This is a genomic window from Streptococcus sp. D7B5, assembly GCF_029691405.1.
GTDB lineage: Bacteria > Bacillota > Bacilli > Lactobacillales > Streptococcaceae > Streptococcus.
The window spans coordinates 1,001,126-1,015,884 of record NZ_CP121467.1 but is presented as its reverse complement, the minus strand read 5'-3'; the positions used below and the strand labels follow the sequence as shown (position 1 = coordinate 1,015,884).

The following is a 14,759-nucleotide window of genomic DNA, read 5'->3' as shown; positions in this document are numbered from 1 at the left end:
GTGATAAGATAGGGGTATGAATCTGAAAGTCAAACAAAAAATACCTTTAAAAATCAAGCGGATGGGTATCAATGGTGAGGGAATCGGTTTCTACCAGAAAACCCTCGTTTTTGTGCCTGGCGCCCTCAAAGGAGAAGACATCTATTGTCAGATTACTTCTGTTAAACGTAACTTTGTTGAAGCCAAATTACTAAAGGTTAATAAGAAGTCGAAATTTCGGGTCGTGCCAGCTTGTACGATTTATAATGAATGTGGTGGTTGCCAAATCATGCACCTCCACTATGATAAACAGTTAGAGTTCAAAACAGATTTGCTCCACCAAGCCCTGAAAAAATTTGCCCCTGCGGGATATGAAAACTATGAAATCCGTCCAACTATCGGAATGCAGGAACCAAAGTACTACCGTGCTAAGCTTCAATTCCAGACTCGGAAATTTAAAAATCAGGTCAAGGCAGGTTTGTATGCGCAAAACTCTCATTATCTCGTAGAGTTGAAAGACTGTTTGGTGCAAGATAAGGAAACCCAAGTAATAGCGAATCGCCTAGCTGAACTTCTTACTTACCACCAAATTCCAATTACAGATGAGAGAAAAACGTTAGGCGTTCGTACTATCATGGTACGAAGAGCAAGAAAAACGGGGCAAGTTCAAATAATCATTGTTACGAATCGTCAGCTTAATTTAACCCAGCTAGTAAAAGACTTAGTTAAAGATTTTCCAGAAGTCGTCACAGTTGCAGTCAATACAAATACAGCGAAAACAAGTGAAATCTATGGTGAAAAGACGGAAATTATCTGGGGCCAAGAGAGCATTCAAGAAGGAGTACTCGACTATGAGTTTTCTCTCTCGCCCCGAGCTTTTTATCAACTTAATCCGGAGCAGACAGAAATTCTCTATAGTGAAGCAATTAAGGCTCTGGATGTCAGCAAAGAAGACCATCTAATCGATGCTTATTGTGGTGTTGGTACGATTGGATTTGCCTTCGCAAAGAAGGTCAAGAGTCTCAGAGGAATGGATATTATTCCGGAAGCCATAGAAGATGCCAAGAGAAATGCTCAAAAAATGGGGTTTGACAATACCCATTACGAAGCGGGAACAGCTGAAGAGATTATTCCACGCTGGTATAAAGAAGGCTACCGAGCAGATGCCTTGATAGTCGATCCTCCTCGTACAGGCTTAGATGATAAGTTACTGGATACCATTCTGACCTATGTCCCAGAAAAAATGGTCTATGTATCCTGCAATGTTTCAACCTTGGCACGAGATTTAGTTAAACTAGTAAAAGTCTATGACCTCCAGTATATCCAGTCGGTCGATATGTTTCCCCACACTGCACGGACAGAAGCAGTGGTTAAGTTAGTGAAGAAAAGAAAAAATTAAATTCACTTAAAAAAGTTCTTGACAAAGGTAAAAAAGTAGGTATAATAGAAAGAGTTGAAAAGCTCAAGGTCCGTTGGTCAAGGGGTTAAGACACCGCCTTTTCACGGCGGTAACACGGGTTCGAATCCCGTACGGACTATGGGTGTATTGTGGTTAAAAAAACTTGAAAAAAGTTTAAAAAATCTGTTGACAGAGACAGATGGCTGTGATATACTAATATAGTTGTCGCTTGAGAGAGAATGAGTGACAAAGACCTTTGAAAACTGAACAAGACGAACCAATGTGCAGGGCACTATAACTGATGTTATAGTACTGAACAATGAAAAACAATAAATCTGTCAGTGACAGAAATGAGTGAGAACTCAAACTTTTAATGAGAGTTTGATCCTGGCTCAGGACGAACGCTGGCGGCGTGCCTAATACATGCAAGTAGAACGCTGAAGCTTGGTGCTTGCACCGAGCGGATGAGTTGCGAACGGGTGAGTAACGCGTAGGTAACCTGCCTGGTAGCGGGGGATAACTATTGGAAACGATAGCTAATACCGCATAAGAGTAGATGTTGCATGACATTTACTTAAAAGGTGCAATTGCATCACTACCAGATGGACCTGCGTTGTATTAGCTAGTTGGTGAGGTAACGGCTCACCAAGGCAACGATACATAGCCGACCTGAGAGGGTGATCGGCCACACTGGGACTGAGACACGGCCCAGACTCCTACGGGAGGCAGCAGTAGGGAATCTTCGGCAATGGACGGAAGTCTGACCGAGCAACGCCGCGTGAGTGAAGAAGGTTTTCGGATCGTAAAGCTCTGTTGTAAGAGAAGAACGAGTGTGAGAGTGGAAAGTTCACACTGTGACGGTATCTTACCAGAAAGGGACGGCTAACTACGTGCCAGCAGCCGCGGTAATACGTAGGTCCCGAGCGTTGTCCGGATTTATTGGGCGTAAAGCGAGCGCAGGCGGTTAGATAAGTCTGAAGTTAAAGGCTGTGGCTTAACCATAGTACGCTTTGGAAACTGTTTAACTTGAGTGCAAGAGGGGAGAGTGGAATTCCATGTGTAGCGGTGAAATGCGTAGATATATGGAGGAACACCGGTGGCGAAAGCGGCTCTCTGGCTTGTAACTGACGCTGAGGCTCGAAAGCGTGGGGAGCAAACAGGATTAGATACCCTGGTAGTCCACGCCGTAAACGATGAGTGCTAGGTGTTAGACCCTTTCCGGGGTTTAGTGCCGCAGCTAACGCATTAAGCACTCCGCCTGGGGAGTACGACCGCAAGGTTGAAACTCAAAGGAATTGACGGGGGCCCGCACAAGCGGTGGAGCATGTGGTTTAATTCGAAGCAACGCGAAGAACCTTACCAGGTCTTGACATCCCTCTGACCGCTCTAGAGATAGAGTTTTCCTTCGGGACAGAGGTGACAGGTGGTGCATGGTTGTCGTCAGCTCGTGTCGTGAGATGTTGGGTTAAGTCCCGCAACGAGCGCAACCCCTATTGTTAGTTGCCATCATTCAGTTGGGCACTCTAGCGAGACTGCCGGTAATAAACCGGAGGAAGGTGGGGATGACGTCAAATCATCATGCCCCTTATGACCTGGGCTACACACGTGCTACAATGGCTGGTACAACGAGTCGCAAGCCGGTGACGGCAAGCTAATCTCTTAAAGCCAGTCTCAGTTCGGATTGTAGGCTGCAACTCGCCTACATGAAGTCGGAATCGCTAGTAATCGCGGATCAGCACGCCGCGGTGAATACGTTCCCGGGCCTTGTACACACCGCCCGTCACACCACGAGAGTTTGTAACACCCGAAGTCGGTGAGGTAACCATTTGGAGCCAGCCGCCTAAGGTGGGATAGATGATTGGGGTGAAGTCGTAACAAGGTAGCCGTATCGGAAGGTGCGGCTGGATCACCTCCTTTCTAAGGATAAGGAACTGCACATTGGTCTTGTTTAGTCTTGAGAGGTCTTGTGGGGCCTTAGCTCAGCTGGGAGAGCGCCTGCTTTGCACGCAGGAGGTCAGCGGTTCGATCCCGCTAGGCTCCATTGGTGAGAGATCACCAAGTAATGCACATTGAAAATTGAATATCTATATCAAATAGTAACAAGAAAATAAACCGAAACGCTGTAGTATTAAAAGAGTTTATGACTGAAAGGTCAAAAAATAAGGTTAAGTTAATAAGGGCGCACGGTGGATGCCTTGGCACTAGGAGCCGAAGAAGGACGTGACAAACGACGATATGCCTTGGGTAGCTGTAAGTAAGCGATGATCCAGGGATTTCCGAATGGGGGAACCCAACAGGTACTACCTGTTACCCGCATCTGTTAAGGATGTGAGGAGGAAGACGCAGTGAACTGAAACATCTAAGTAGCTGCAGGAAGAGAAAGCAAAAGCGATTGCCTTAGTAGCGGCGAGCGAAACGGCAGGAGGGCAAACCGAAGAGTTTACTCTTCGGGGTTGTAGGACTGCAATATGGACTCAAAGATTATAGAAGAATGATTTGGGAAGATCAGCCAAAGAGAGTAATAGCCTCGTATTTAAAATAGTCTTTGTACCTAGCAGTATCCTGAGTACGGCGGGACACGAGAAATCCCGTCGGAATCTGGGAGGACCATCTCCCAACCCTAAATACTCCCTAGTGACCGATAGTGAACCAGTACCGTGAGGGAAAGGTGAAAAGCACCCCGGGAGGGGAGTGAAATAGAACCTGAAACCGTGTGCCTACAACAAGTTCGAGCCCGTTAATGGGTGAGAGCGTGCCTTTTGTAGAATGAACCGGCGAGTTACGATATGATGCGAGGTTAAGTTGAAGAGACGGAGCCGCAGGGAAACCGAGTCTGAATAGGGCGCCTTAGTATCATGTCGTAGACCCGAAACCATGTGACCTACCCATGAGCAGGTTGAAGGTGCGGTAAGACGCACTGGAGGACCGAACCAGGGCACGTTGAAAAGTGCTTGGATGACTTGTGGGTAGCGGAGAAATTCCAAACGAACTTGGAGATAGCTGGTTCTCTCCGAAATAGCTTTAGGGCTAGCGTCGACATCAAGATTCTTGGAGGTAGAGCACTGTTTGGGTGAGGGGTCCATCCCGGATTACCAATCTCAGATAAACTCCGAATGCCAATGAATTATGGTCGGCAGTCAGACTGCGAGTGCTAAGATCCGTAGTCGAAAGGGAAACAGCCCAGACCACCAGCTAAGGTCCCAAAATAATTGTTAAGTGGAAAAGGATGTGGGGTTGCACAGACAACTAGGATGTTAGCTTAGAAGCAGCTATTCATTCAAAGAGTGCGTAATAGCTCACTAGTCGAGTGACCCTGCGCCGAAAATGTACCGGGGCTAAAACAATTTACCGAAGCTGTGGATACCTTTATAGGTATGGTAGGAGAGCGTTCTATGTGTGAAGAAGGTATACCGTGAGGAGTGCTGGAACGCATAGAAGTGAGAATGCCGGTATGAGTAGCGAAAGACAGGTGAGAATCCTGTCCACCGTAAGACTAAGGTTTCCAGGGGAAGGCTCGTCCGCCCTGGGTTAGTCGGGACCTAAGGAGAGACCGAAAGGTGTATCCGATGGACAACAGGTTGATATTCCTGTACTAGAGTATGTAGTGATGGAGGGACGCAGTAGGCTAACTAAAGCAGACGAATGGAAGTGTCTGTCTAAGCAGTGAGGTGTGATATGAGTCAAATGCTTATATCTATAACATTGAGCTGTGATGGGGAGCGAAGTTTAGTAGCGAAGTTAGTGACGTCACACTGCCAAGAAAAGCTTCTAGCGTTTAAACATACTCTACCCGTACCGCAAACCGACACAGGTAGTCGAGGCGAGTAGCCTCAGGTGAGCGAGAGAACTCTCGTTAAGGAACTCGGCAAAATGACCCCGTAACTTCGGGAGAAGGGGTGCTGACTTTAGGTCAGCCGCAGTGAATAGGCCCAAGCAACTGTTTATCAAAAACACAGCTCTCTGCTAAATCGTAAGATGATGTATAGGGGGTGACGCCTGCCCGGTGCTGGAAGGTTAAGAGGAGTGCTTAGGAGTAATCCGAAGGTATGAATTGAAGCCCCAGTAAACGGCGGCCGTAACTATAACGGTCCTAAGGTAGCGAAATTCCTTGTCGGGTAAGTTCCGACCCGCACGAAAGGCGTAATGATTTGGGCACTGTCTCAACGAGAGACTCGGTGAAATTTTAGTACCTGTGAAGATGCAGGTTACCCGCGACAGGACGGAAAGACCCCATGGAGCTTTACTGCAGTTTGATATTGAGTGTCTGTACCACATGTACAGGATAGGTAGGAGTCTATGAGATCGGGACGCCAGTTTCGAAGGAGACGTTGTTGGGATACTACCCTTGTGTTATGGCCACTCTAACCCGGATAGGTTATCCCTATCGGAGACAGTGTCTGACGGGCAGTTTGACTGGGGCGGTCGCCTCCTAAAAGGTAACGGAGGCGCCCAAAGGTTCCCTCAGAATGGTTGGAAATCATTCGCAGAGTGTAAAGGTATAAGGGAGCTTGACTGCGAGAGCTACAACTCGAGCAGGGACGAAAGTCGGGCTTAGTGATCCGGTGGTTCCGTATGGAAGGGCCATCGCTCAACGGATAAAAGCTACCCTGGGGATAACAGGCTTATCTCCCCCAAGAGTTCACATCGACGGGGAGGTTTGGCACCTCGATGTCGGCTCGTCGCATCCTGGGGCTGTAGTCGGTCCCAAGGGTTGGGCTGTTCGCCCATTAAAGCGGCACGCGAGCTGGGTTCAGAACGTCGTGAGACAGTTCGGTCCCTATCCGTCGCGGGCGTAGGAAATTTGAGAGGATCTGCTCCTAGTACGAGAGGACCAGAGTGGACTTACCGCTGGTGTACCAGTTGTCTTGCCAAAGGCATCGCTGGGTAGCTATGTAGGGAAGGGATAAACGCTGAAAGCATCTAAGTGTGAAACCCACCTCAAGATGAGATTTCCCATGATTTTATATCAGTAAGAGCCCTGAGAGATGATCAGGTAGATAGGTTAGAAGTGGAAGTGTGGCGACACATGTAGCGGACTAATACTAATAGCTCGAGGACTTATCCAAAGTAACTGAGAATACGAAGTGTGAGGTTTTCTTGGTATTTGATAGATATTCAATTTTGAGTAGGTATTACTCAGAGTTAAGTGACGATAGCCTAGGAGATACACCTGTACCCATGCCGAACACAGTAGTTAAGCCCTAGAACGCCGGAAGTAGTTGGGGGTTGCCCCCTGTGAGATATGGAAGTCGCTTAGCTCGAGGGAGTTTAGCTTAGTTGTAATTGAGAGGAAATCGAAATTACAATCGGCGGATGAGAGAAACAAAGTTTCTTACCGTTGGATGAGCTAGACTCCGCCCTTTGGGAGTTTAGCTCAGCTGGGAGAGCATCTGCCTTACAAGCAGAGGGTCAGCGGTTCGATCCCGTTAACTCCCATAGGTCCCGTAGTGTAGCGGTTATCACGTCGCCCTGTCACGGCGAAGATCGCGGGTTCGATTCCCGTCGGGACCGTTTAAGATAACGGAAGTTATTTTAGACTCGTTAGCTCAGTTGGTAGAGCAATTGACTTTTAATCAATGGGTCACTGGTTCGAGCCCAGTACGGGTCATATTTGCGGGTTTGGCGGAATTGGCAGACGCACCAGATTTAGGATCTGGCGCTTAACGGCGTGGGGGTTCAAGTCCCTTAACCCGCATAATAGAAAGTAGCCGGCTTAGCTCAGTTGGTAGAGCATCTGATTTGTAATCAGAGGGTCGCGTGTTCAAGTCATGTAGCCGGCATTTTTTTATATAGAATAAGAGGTCGATGCGAACGTAGTTCAGTGGTAGAACACCACCTTGCCAAGGTGGGGGTCGCGGGTTCGAATCCCGTCGTTCGCTTAGAGAGGCCGGGGTGGCGGAACTGGCAGACGCACAGGACTTAAAATCCTGCGATTGGTAACGATCGTACCGGTTCGATTCCGGTCCTCGGCATATAATGATGAGCACCCTTAGCTCAACTGGATAGAGTACCTGACTACGAATCAGGCGGTTAGAGGTTCGACTCCTCTAGGGTGCATTTTTTTATTTAACGCGGGAAGTAGCTCAGCTTGGTAGAGTACTTGGTTTGGGACCAAGGTGTCGCAGGTTCGAATCCTGTCTTCCCGATTGATGGCGGTGTAGCTCAGCTGGCTAGAGCGTCCGGTTCATACCCGGGAGGTCGGGGGTTCGATCCCCTTCGCCGCTATAATGATCTTGTTGGACCTTTAGCTCAGCTGGTTAGAGCTCTCGGCTCATAACCGAGTGGTCGTAGGTTCAAGTCCTACAAGGTCCATTGAAAAATGGAGGATTACCCAAGTCCGGCTGAAGGGAACGGTCTTGAAAACCGTCAGGCGTGTAAAAGCGTGCGTGGGTTCGAATCCCACATCCTCCTTTCATATTAACGCGGGATGGAGCAGCTCGGTAGCTCGTCGGGCTCATAACCCGAAGGTCGTAGGTTCAAATCCTGCTCCCGCAATTTTGGCTCGGTAGCTCAGTTGGTAGAGCAATGGATTGAAGCTCCATGTGTCGGCGGTTCGATTCCGTCTCGCGCCATATTTAATCTTCTATGCGGGTGTAGTTTAGTGGTAAAACTACAGCCTTCCAAGCTGTTGTCGCGAGTTCGATTCTCGTCACCCGCTTTGAACTTTGTTCAAATACCAAGTTTTTAACTTGGGCGCGTAGCTCAGGTGGTTAGAGCGCACGCCTGATAAGCGTGAGGTCGGTGGTTCGAGTCCACTCGTGCCCATTAATAGGAGAATTACTCAAGAGGCTGAAGAGGACGGTTTGCTAAATCGTTAGGTCGGGTAACTGGCGCGGGGGTTCGAATCCCCCATTCTCCGTAATTTAAGAGTGTTAACTCTTTTTTTGTTGCTTTTTAAAGATAAGTTTTCCCCCTCTTAGTCTATAAGAGGGGGATTTTTAATTACCAACTTGTTAGGGAAATCTCTCCACTATTTAGCCAAATGTTTTTTTTGTCTTCTAGTTCAACTTGAAGTTGACCGGTGTTTGAGATGTCTTTTGCCATTCCCTTTTCATTTTGTCCATTTCGCTGGAAGGTGATTTCCTTTCCCAGTACGATTGATCTCGCTTTATAGAAATAGAATAGCTCGTCTGGATCCGTATTGTAGAAACAATTCCATATTTCGCTGATGAGCTCATTACGACTAATTGGTGCAGGTGGCATAAATAGACTACCTGCTTTTTCTTTTAGTTCTTCTGGAAAGTCTTCTATAGAAAAATTTATACCAAGTCCGATAATGACATCTGTAACTAAGCCTGTCTCAACTGATGTCATTGCTTCGGTGAGGATACCTGCTATTTTTTTATTTTTAAAGTAGATGTCATTTACCCATTTGATATCTACTTCTATCATAGTTAGATTTTTAATGGCTTTGTAGACTGCTGCGGCAACAAGGAGTGTATAGGATGGAAGTTTTTCATAGGGAAGATTGGGTTGAATATGCAGAGACATATAGATCCCACCCTGAGCTGGGGAATAGTAGGGACGCTGAAAGCGACCACGACCTGCTGTTTGACAGGTTGAAAGATAGAGTGTATTTCCTTTGTTTCCAGCTTCGATCCCTTCTTTTGCATCTGTTTGTGTTGATTTGGTCTCAGGTTTGTAGCGAATGGTTAAGTTGGTTTTCTCCTGAATCAAATCAGGCAATATCAGATCGCCTTGAATAAGCTTGTATCCTCTATTTTTGATACTGTCAATTTCTAGGCCTTCTTGTTGAAGACGTTGGATCGCTTTCCATATGGATGTACGGCTTAAATTCAGTTCTTCTCCGATTTTTTCTCCGCTGACATAGTCGTTTTCTTTGGTTAGTATTTGGTAGACTAGTTGGTGTGATTTCATTGATTTTCCTTTTTAACTGTCGTTCAATAGTTGTTATTTTAATCTTTCTTATATTCTACCATAGCTTTTACTTTTTTAGAAGTTTACTTCTTTTTCACCAGCGACAATTTCCTTTTAATGCTTATTATGACAGAGTGCATATATTTGTATTCCTACTTAAAAGTTTTTTCATTTTGATAGCGTGTTCATTATTCCCAAATGGCGGAAAAAATGGTAAAATTAAAAGATAGTTTAGCATTTATCTTCTGGAGAAATCCAGAACAGAAAGGATCCGTTTTGAAATCAATTGGATTACTGGATAAGATAAGAGGGCTTTCGAGAAAAGATTTCTTTTTGTATTTGATGATCATAAGTATCTTTTTACCTTTTTATTTGTTCTTAGCACTCTTTGCTTTATATTTGATAGGTTTACTTGTTACTGGGGAGATGAAGGGAATTATCAAAGGATTGGCCAAACATCCTGTACTTCTCTTTTTTATTGCTTACAGTAGTATCATTTCCATCGTCGCCAAGAACTGGCTTGGTCTAGCAGCATCTTTCCTGATGCTCCTATTTCTTATTTTCTTTAGTTTTTACCAGAAGCGTCTGACGCATGCTTTCTTTCGACTGATACTCCAGACGGTTTTGTTTGGTAGTGTTGTCTCTGCCGCTTTTGCTACTTTGGAGCATTTCCAAATTGTAAAGAAATTTAACTATGCCTTTCTTTCACCAAATATGCAAGTATGGCACCAAAACCGTGCCGAGGTGACCTTCTTTAATCCTAACTACTATGGGATTATCTGTTGCTTCTGTATCATGATAGCTTTTTACCTCTTTACGACGACAAAGCTAAGATGGTTAAAAATCTTTTGTGTGCTAGCAGGTTTTGTAAATCTTTTTGGTTTAAATTTCACGCAAAATCGAACAGCCTTCCCTGCTATTATAGCGGGTGCCATCATTTATCTCTTTACAACCATTAAAAACTGGCGTGCCTTCTGGCTCAGTATTGGTGTTTTTGGGATTGGCCTTTGTTTCCTCTTTTCAAGTGACTTGGGTGTTCGCATGGGAACGCTAGATTCTTCAATGGAAGAGCGAGTTTCGATATGGAATGCTGGTATGGCTTTGTTTAAGCAAAATCCGATTTGGGGTGAAGGTCCATTGACCTATATGAATTCTTATCCTAGAATCCATGCTCCTTATCACGAACACGCGCATAGTCTTTACATCGATACTATTTTAAGTTATGGTTTAATTGGAACCATTCTCCTATCCATTTCTTCGGTTATCCCGGTTCACATGATGATGGATATGAGTCAGGAGTCTGGCAAACGACCAATTATTGGACTCTACCTTTCCTTCCTAACGGTGGTAGCTGTGCATGGCATCTTTGACCTGGCCCTCTTCTGGATTCAGTCAGGCTTCATCTTCTTGCTGGTTATGTGTAGCCTACCGTTGGAACATCGTACCTTGGTGTCCGAAATGACAGATTAAGTTAATAAATAGTGAAGATCTTCTACTTTAGGTAGGAGGTCTTTTTTTGTTTGGTGGAAATTATTTCTAAGACGAAATAATTGACAGATGGAATGATAAGTATTACAATGAAATATAATTCTATATAGAAATAAATTGGAGAGGTCATGAAATATTGTCATTTGGTAGCCCATCATATTCGTTTGTTGAATGGGCGGATTTTTCAAAAGTTACTGAGACAAGACCCTGACTCTCTTTATCGGAGTGAGCAGGGAAAGATTTTAGCGGTTTTATGGAATAGTAAGACGGGCTGTGCAACTGCGACAGATATTGCGCTTGCGACTGGGCTTGCTAATAATACGTTGACGACTATGATAAAAAAGTTAGAGGAGCAAAATCTTATAACTGTCAGTCCGTGTGGAGAAGATAAGCGTAAGAAGTATTTAGTTTTAACAGAGTTGGGCAAGTCCCAGAAAGAAGTTGGGCAACGTGTCAGTCAGAGATTGGATACTATCTGTTACAAAGGATTTTCAGAGGAAGAAATTCGTCAGTTTGAAGGTTTTCAAGAAAGAATTTTGGCTAATCTGAAAGAGAAGGAAAATGAGGTTTAGAGTGGGGTAAATTAGTTATTAAAAGGTTGGTAACTTGACCAACCGAGGAAAATTTTAAATTGAGGACAAAGAATGATTGAATACAAAAATGTAGCGCTACGCTATACAGAAAAAGATGTTTTGAGAGATGTCAATTTACAGATTGAGAATGGGGAGTTCATGGTTTTAGTTGGGCCTTCTGGGTCTGGTAAGACGACCATGATCAAGATGATTAACCGTCTTTTGGAACCAACTGATGGAAATATATACATGGATGGTAAGCGCATCAAAGACTATGATGAGCGTGAGCTTCGTCTTTCTACTGGTTATGTTTTACAGGCCATTGCTCTGTTTCCCAATCTAACGGTTGCGGAAAATATTGCCCTCATTCCGGAGATGAAGGGCTGGACTAAGGAAGACATTGCGAAGAAAACAGAAGAGCTTTTGGCTAAAGTTGGTTTACCAGTGGCTGAGTATGGGCATCGTTTACCTAATGAATTATCTGGTGGAGAACAGCAACGGGTCGGTATTGTTCGTGCTATGATTGGTCAGCCTAAGATTCTCCTCATGGATGAGCCCTTTTCAGCCTTGGATGCTATTTCGAGAAAACAGTTGCAGGTTCTGACGAAAGAATTGCATAAAGAGTTTGGAATGACAACGATTTTTGTGACCCATGATACGGATGAAGCTTTGAAATTGGCGGACCGTATTGCTGTCTTGCAGGACGGAGAGATTTGTCAGGTGGCGAATCCCGAGACCATTTTAAAGGCTCCTGCAACAGACTTTGTAGCAGACTTGTTTGGAGGTAGTGTTCATGACTAATTTGATATCAACTTTTCAGGAGCGTTTTAGTGATTGGGTAACAGCTCTATCTCAACATTTGCAGTTGTCACTTTTGACCTTGTTACTAGCTATTTTTATTGCTATTCCCTTGGCTGTTTATCTTCGCTATCATGAGAAGTTGGCGGACTGGGTCTTGCAGATTGCAGGGATTTTCCAGACTATCCCGTCTCTGGCCTTGTTGGGACTCTTTATTCCCTTGATGGGAATTGGGACCTTGCCTGCTTTGACAGCACTAGTGATTTATGCGATTTTCCCAATTTTGCAAAATACCATCACTGGGCTAAAGGGAATTGATCCAAGTCTACAAGAGGCTGGGATTGCCTTTGGGATGACTAGATGGGAGCGTCTCAAGAAGTTTGAAATTCCACTTGCCATGCCTGTTATGATGTCTGGGATTCGGACGGCAGCGGTCTTGATCATTGGTACGGCGACCTTGGCTGCCTTGATTGGTGCAGGGGGACTGGGTTCCTTTATCCTTTTGGGAATTGACCGCAATAATACCAGTCTGATTTTGATTGGGGCCCTTTCTTCTGCAGTGCTGGCTATTGCCTTTAACTTCCTGCTAAAAGTGATGGAAAAAGCAAAATTGCGGACGATTTTCTCTGGTTTTGCCTTGGTGACCATATTGCTTGGTCTGTCTTATAGTCCAGCCCTCTTGGCTCAAAAAGAGAAAGAAAACTTGGTGATTGCTGGGAAATTGGGTCCAGAACCAGAAATTTTGGCCAATATGTATAAGCTGCTGATTGAAGAAAATACCAGTATGACTGCGACTGTTAAACCGAATTTTGGGAAAACAAGTTTCCTCTATGAAGCTCTGAAAAAAGGGGATATTGATATCTATCCTGAATTTACTGGTACGGTGACTGAAAGTTTGCTTCAGCCATCACCCAAGGTAGGTCATGAGCCAGATCAGGTTTATCAGGTGGCGCGTGATGGCATTGCCAAACAGGATCATCTGGCCTATCTAAAACCTATGTCTTATCAAAATACCTACGCTGTAGCTGTTCCGAAAAAAATTGCTCAAGAATATGGCTTGAAGACCATTTCGGACTTGAAAAAAGTGGAAGGGCAGCTGAAGGCCGGTTTTACTCTCGAGTTTAATGATCGTGAGGATGGAAATAAGGGCTTGCAATCAATGTATGGTCTCAATCTCAACGTAGCGACCATGGAGCCAGCTCTTCGCTATCAGGCAATTCAGTCAGGCGATATTCAAATCACAGATGCCTATTCGACAGATGCAGAATTGGCGCGTTATGATTTGCAGATCTTGGAAGATGACAAGCAACTCTTCCCACCTTATCAAGGGGCCCCACTCATGAAAGAAGCTCTTCTCAAGAAACATCCTGAGTTGGAGCCAGTTCTCAATAAACTAGCAGGTAAAATCACGGAAAGCCAGATGAGCCAGCTCAACTACCAAGTCGGTGTTGAAGGCAAGTCAGCAGAACAAGTAGCCAAGGAGTTTCTACAAGAACAAGGATTGTTGAAGAAATAGCTTGAAAATGCTAAACTCAACTTTGCTAAACGACCATATAGAAAAATGCTCAGGCAATCTTGTCTGGGCTTTTTTAGTGTCAGAATTAATGATTTTCATTTTTAAATGGAAAATAAGAGGAAATTTTCAGGATTTTCAAAATTTTACTGTAAATACACTTGACTATTCAGAAATTAGTTGTATAATGAGTTGTGAACTACTTAACAAATAAGGATTTCCAGCTCATGTCGACTAAGGATGGAAATCTTGTGTATAGACAGTTCAGTAGATATATAATAGAGCGTTGCGTCCGAAAGTCTATCCAGACACAGCTCTTTAAAAACAAAAGGAGAAAATATGACGACTTATTTGTAAACAAAACTCAAGAATATCAAAATTACTCTTGGTGAAATGTCTGGCGGTTACCGCCGTATGGTTGCTGCTATGGCTGATTTAGGATTTTCAGGAACTATGAAGGCTATCTGGAATGACCTCTTTGCCAATCGTAGTTTTTCCCAGTGGCTTTACCTGCTAGTTTTAGGAAGTTTTCCAATCTGGCTTGAGTTGATTTATGAACACCGCATTGTTGACTGGGTTGGGATGATTTGTAGCCTGACTGGAATTATCTGTGTCATCTTTGTATCAGAAGGTCGAGCAAGTAATTACCTTTTTGGTTTGATTAACTCTGTCATTTACCTTATCTTGGCTTTGCAGAAAGGCTTCTATGGTGAGGTTTTAACAACTCTCTATTTTACAATTATGCAGCCAATTGGTCTCTTGGTTTGGATTTATCAAGCCCAGTTTAAGAAAGAACAACAAGAGTTTGTCGCACGTAAACTAGACGGCAAGGGTTGGACAAAGTATCTTTCTATTAGTGTTCTTTGGTGGTTGGCCTTTGGGGTTATTTATCAGTCTATCGGAGCTAATCGTCCCTATCGTGATTCTATCACTGATGCGACCAATGGTGTAGGGCAAATCCTCATGACAGCTGTTTACCGTGAACAGTGGATATTCTGGGCTGCTACTACTGTCTTTTCAATCTATCTCTGGTGGGGAGAAAGCCTGCAAATCCAAGGAAAATACCTGATTTACTTGATCAATAGTCTAGTTGGGTGGTATCAGTGGAGCAAGGCAGCAAAAAGCGCTTAAA

The 14,759-nt window shown here is 44.5% G+C and carries 7 protein-coding genes, 19 tRNA genes and 3 rRNA genes; 28 read left to right on the top strand and 1 reads right to left on the bottom strand.

The genetic code is table 11. The annotated features are described in order from the left end of the window. The first annotated feature begins 16 nt into the window (after nt 1–16). The 23 genes from rlmD to P8P68_RS04870 all read left to right on the top strand — a co-directional run bounded on the left by rlmD (nt 17) and on the right by P8P68_RS04870 (nt 8,237). On the top strand, nt 17–1,378 hold the full coding sequence (rlmD, locus tag P8P68_RS04980; RefSeq protein WP_278275696.1) for a 23S rRNA (uracil(1939)-C(5))-methyltransferase RlmD: 1,362 nt from the start codon (nt 17–19) through the stop codon (nt 1,376–1,378). A gap of 67 nt (nt 1,379–1,445) precedes the next feature. Then, nucleotides 1,446–1,517, top strand: a tRNA-Glu gene (locus P8P68_RS04975). A gap of 230 nt (nt 1,518–1,747) precedes the next feature. Continuing rightward, nucleotides 1,748–3,295, top strand: a 16S ribosomal RNA gene (locus P8P68_RS04970). A gap of 51 nt (nt 3,296–3,346) precedes the next feature. Next, nucleotides 3,347–3,419: transfer RNA gene (locus P8P68_RS04965), tRNA-Ala, on the top strand. A gap of 122 nt (nt 3,420–3,541) precedes the next feature. Continuing rightward, nucleotides 3,542–6,444: ribosomal RNA gene (locus P8P68_RS04960) — 23S ribosomal RNA — on the top strand. Between the two features lie 76 nt (nt 6,445–6,520). After that, nucleotides 6,521–6,636: ribosomal RNA gene (gene rrf, locus P8P68_RS04955) — 5S ribosomal RNA — on the top strand. The 16S, 23S and 5S rRNA genes sit together here with 19 tRNA genes alongside, the layout of an rRNA operon. Nucleotides 6,637–6,741: 105 nt before the next feature. Then, nucleotides 6,742–6,814: transfer RNA gene (locus P8P68_RS04950), tRNA-Val, on the top strand. A 2-nt stretch (nt 6,815–6,816) separates the two neighbouring features. Continuing rightward, nucleotides 6,817–6,889 (top strand) — tRNA-Asp (locus P8P68_RS04945). 24 nt (nt 6,890–6,913) lie between these two features. Continuing rightward, nucleotides 6,914–6,986 (top strand) — tRNA-Lys (locus tag P8P68_RS04940). A 5-nt stretch (nt 6,987–6,991) separates the two neighbouring features. Then, nucleotides 6,992–7,073: transfer RNA gene (locus tag P8P68_RS04935), tRNA-Leu, on the top strand. 12 nt (nt 7,074–7,085) lie between these two features. Further along, a tRNA-Thr gene (locus tag P8P68_RS04930) sits at nt 7,086–7,158 on the top strand. A gap of 27 nt (nt 7,159–7,185) precedes the next feature. After that, nucleotides 7,186–7,257 (top strand) — tRNA-Gly (locus P8P68_RS04925). Nucleotides 7,258–7,264: 7 nt separating this feature from the next. Further along, nucleotides 7,265–7,350, top strand: a tRNA-Leu gene (locus P8P68_RS04920). A gap of 11 nt (nt 7,351–7,361) precedes the next feature. Continuing rightward, a tRNA-Arg gene (locus P8P68_RS04915) sits at nt 7,362–7,435 on the top strand. Nucleotides 7,436–7,450: 15 nt separating this feature from the next. Continuing rightward, a tRNA-Pro gene (locus P8P68_RS04910) sits at nt 7,451–7,524 on the top strand. A 5-nt stretch (nt 7,525–7,529) separates the two neighbouring features. After that, nucleotides 7,530–7,603, top strand: a tRNA-Met gene (locus P8P68_RS04905). A gap of 13 nt (nt 7,604–7,616) precedes the next feature. Next, nucleotides 7,617–7,690: transfer RNA gene (locus P8P68_RS04900), tRNA-Ile, on the top strand. A gap of 9 nt (nt 7,691–7,699) precedes the next feature. After that, a tRNA-Ser gene (locus tag P8P68_RS04895) sits at nt 7,700–7,789 on the top strand. A 10-nt stretch (nt 7,790–7,799) separates the two neighbouring features. After that, a tRNA-Met gene (locus tag P8P68_RS04890) sits at nt 7,800–7,873 on the top strand. A 4-nt stretch (nt 7,874–7,877) separates the two neighbouring features. Continuing rightward, nucleotides 7,878–7,950 (top strand) — tRNA-Phe (locus P8P68_RS04885). 15 nt (nt 7,951–7,965) lie between these two features. Beyond that, nucleotides 7,966–8,036, top strand: a tRNA-Gly gene (locus P8P68_RS04880). A gap of 33 nt (nt 8,037–8,069) precedes the next feature. Then, nucleotides 8,070–8,143: transfer RNA gene (locus P8P68_RS04875), tRNA-Ile, on the top strand. 6 nt (nt 8,144–8,149) lie between these two features. Next, nucleotides 8,150–8,237: transfer RNA gene (locus P8P68_RS04870), tRNA-Ser, on the top strand. Between the two features lie 83 nt (nt 8,238–8,320). On the opposite strand, the gene birA is transcribed toward P8P68_RS04870, so the two are convergent. Beyond that, nucleotides 8,321–9,256 (bottom strand): bifunctional biotin--[acetyl-CoA-carboxylase] ligase/biotin operon repressor BirA, encoded by a 936-nt coding sequence (gene birA, locus P8P68_RS04865; protein WP_278275695.1) that lies wholly within the window; start codon nt 9,254–9,256, stop codon nt 8,321–8,323. Between the two features lie 276 nt (nt 9,257–9,532). Here birA and P8P68_RS04860 point away from each other — a divergent pair, with 276 nt between their 5' ends. From P8P68_RS04860 to pnuC, 5 genes are all read left to right on the top strand, one after another. Then, nucleotides 9,533–10,726, top strand: a complete 1,194-nt coding sequence (locus P8P68_RS04860; RefSeq protein ID WP_278276305.1) for an O-antigen ligase — start codon at nt 9,533–9,535, stop codon at nt 10,724–10,726. A gap of 146 nt (nt 10,727–10,872) precedes the next feature. Further along, entirely contained in the window at nt 10,873–11,316 is a 444-nt protein-coding gene (locus P8P68_RS04855; RefSeq protein WP_000872569.1) for a MarR family transcriptional regulator, read from the top strand. 72 nt (nt 11,317–11,388) lie between these two features. Beyond that, complete coding sequence (locus tag P8P68_RS04850) at nt 11,389–12,117, top strand: ABC transporter ATP-binding protein (protein ID WP_084859528.1); 729 nt, start codon at nt 11,389–11,391, stop codon at nt 12,115–12,117. After that, nucleotides 12,110–13,630, top strand: coding sequence for an ABC transporter permease/substrate-binding protein (locus P8P68_RS04845; RefSeq protein WP_278275694.1), 1,521 nt, complete (start codon nt 12,110–12,112; stop codon nt 13,628–13,630). Before P8P68_RS04850 ends, P8P68_RS04845 begins: the two co-directional genes overlap by 8 nt. Nucleotides 13,631–14,020: 390 nt before the next feature. Next, nucleotides 14,021–14,758 (top strand): nicotinamide riboside transporter PnuC, encoded by a 738-nt coding sequence (gene pnuC, locus P8P68_RS04840; RefSeq protein WP_278275693.1) that lies wholly within the window; start codon nt 14,021–14,023, stop codon nt 14,756–14,758. Nucleotide 14,759: the final 1 nt, after the last annotated feature.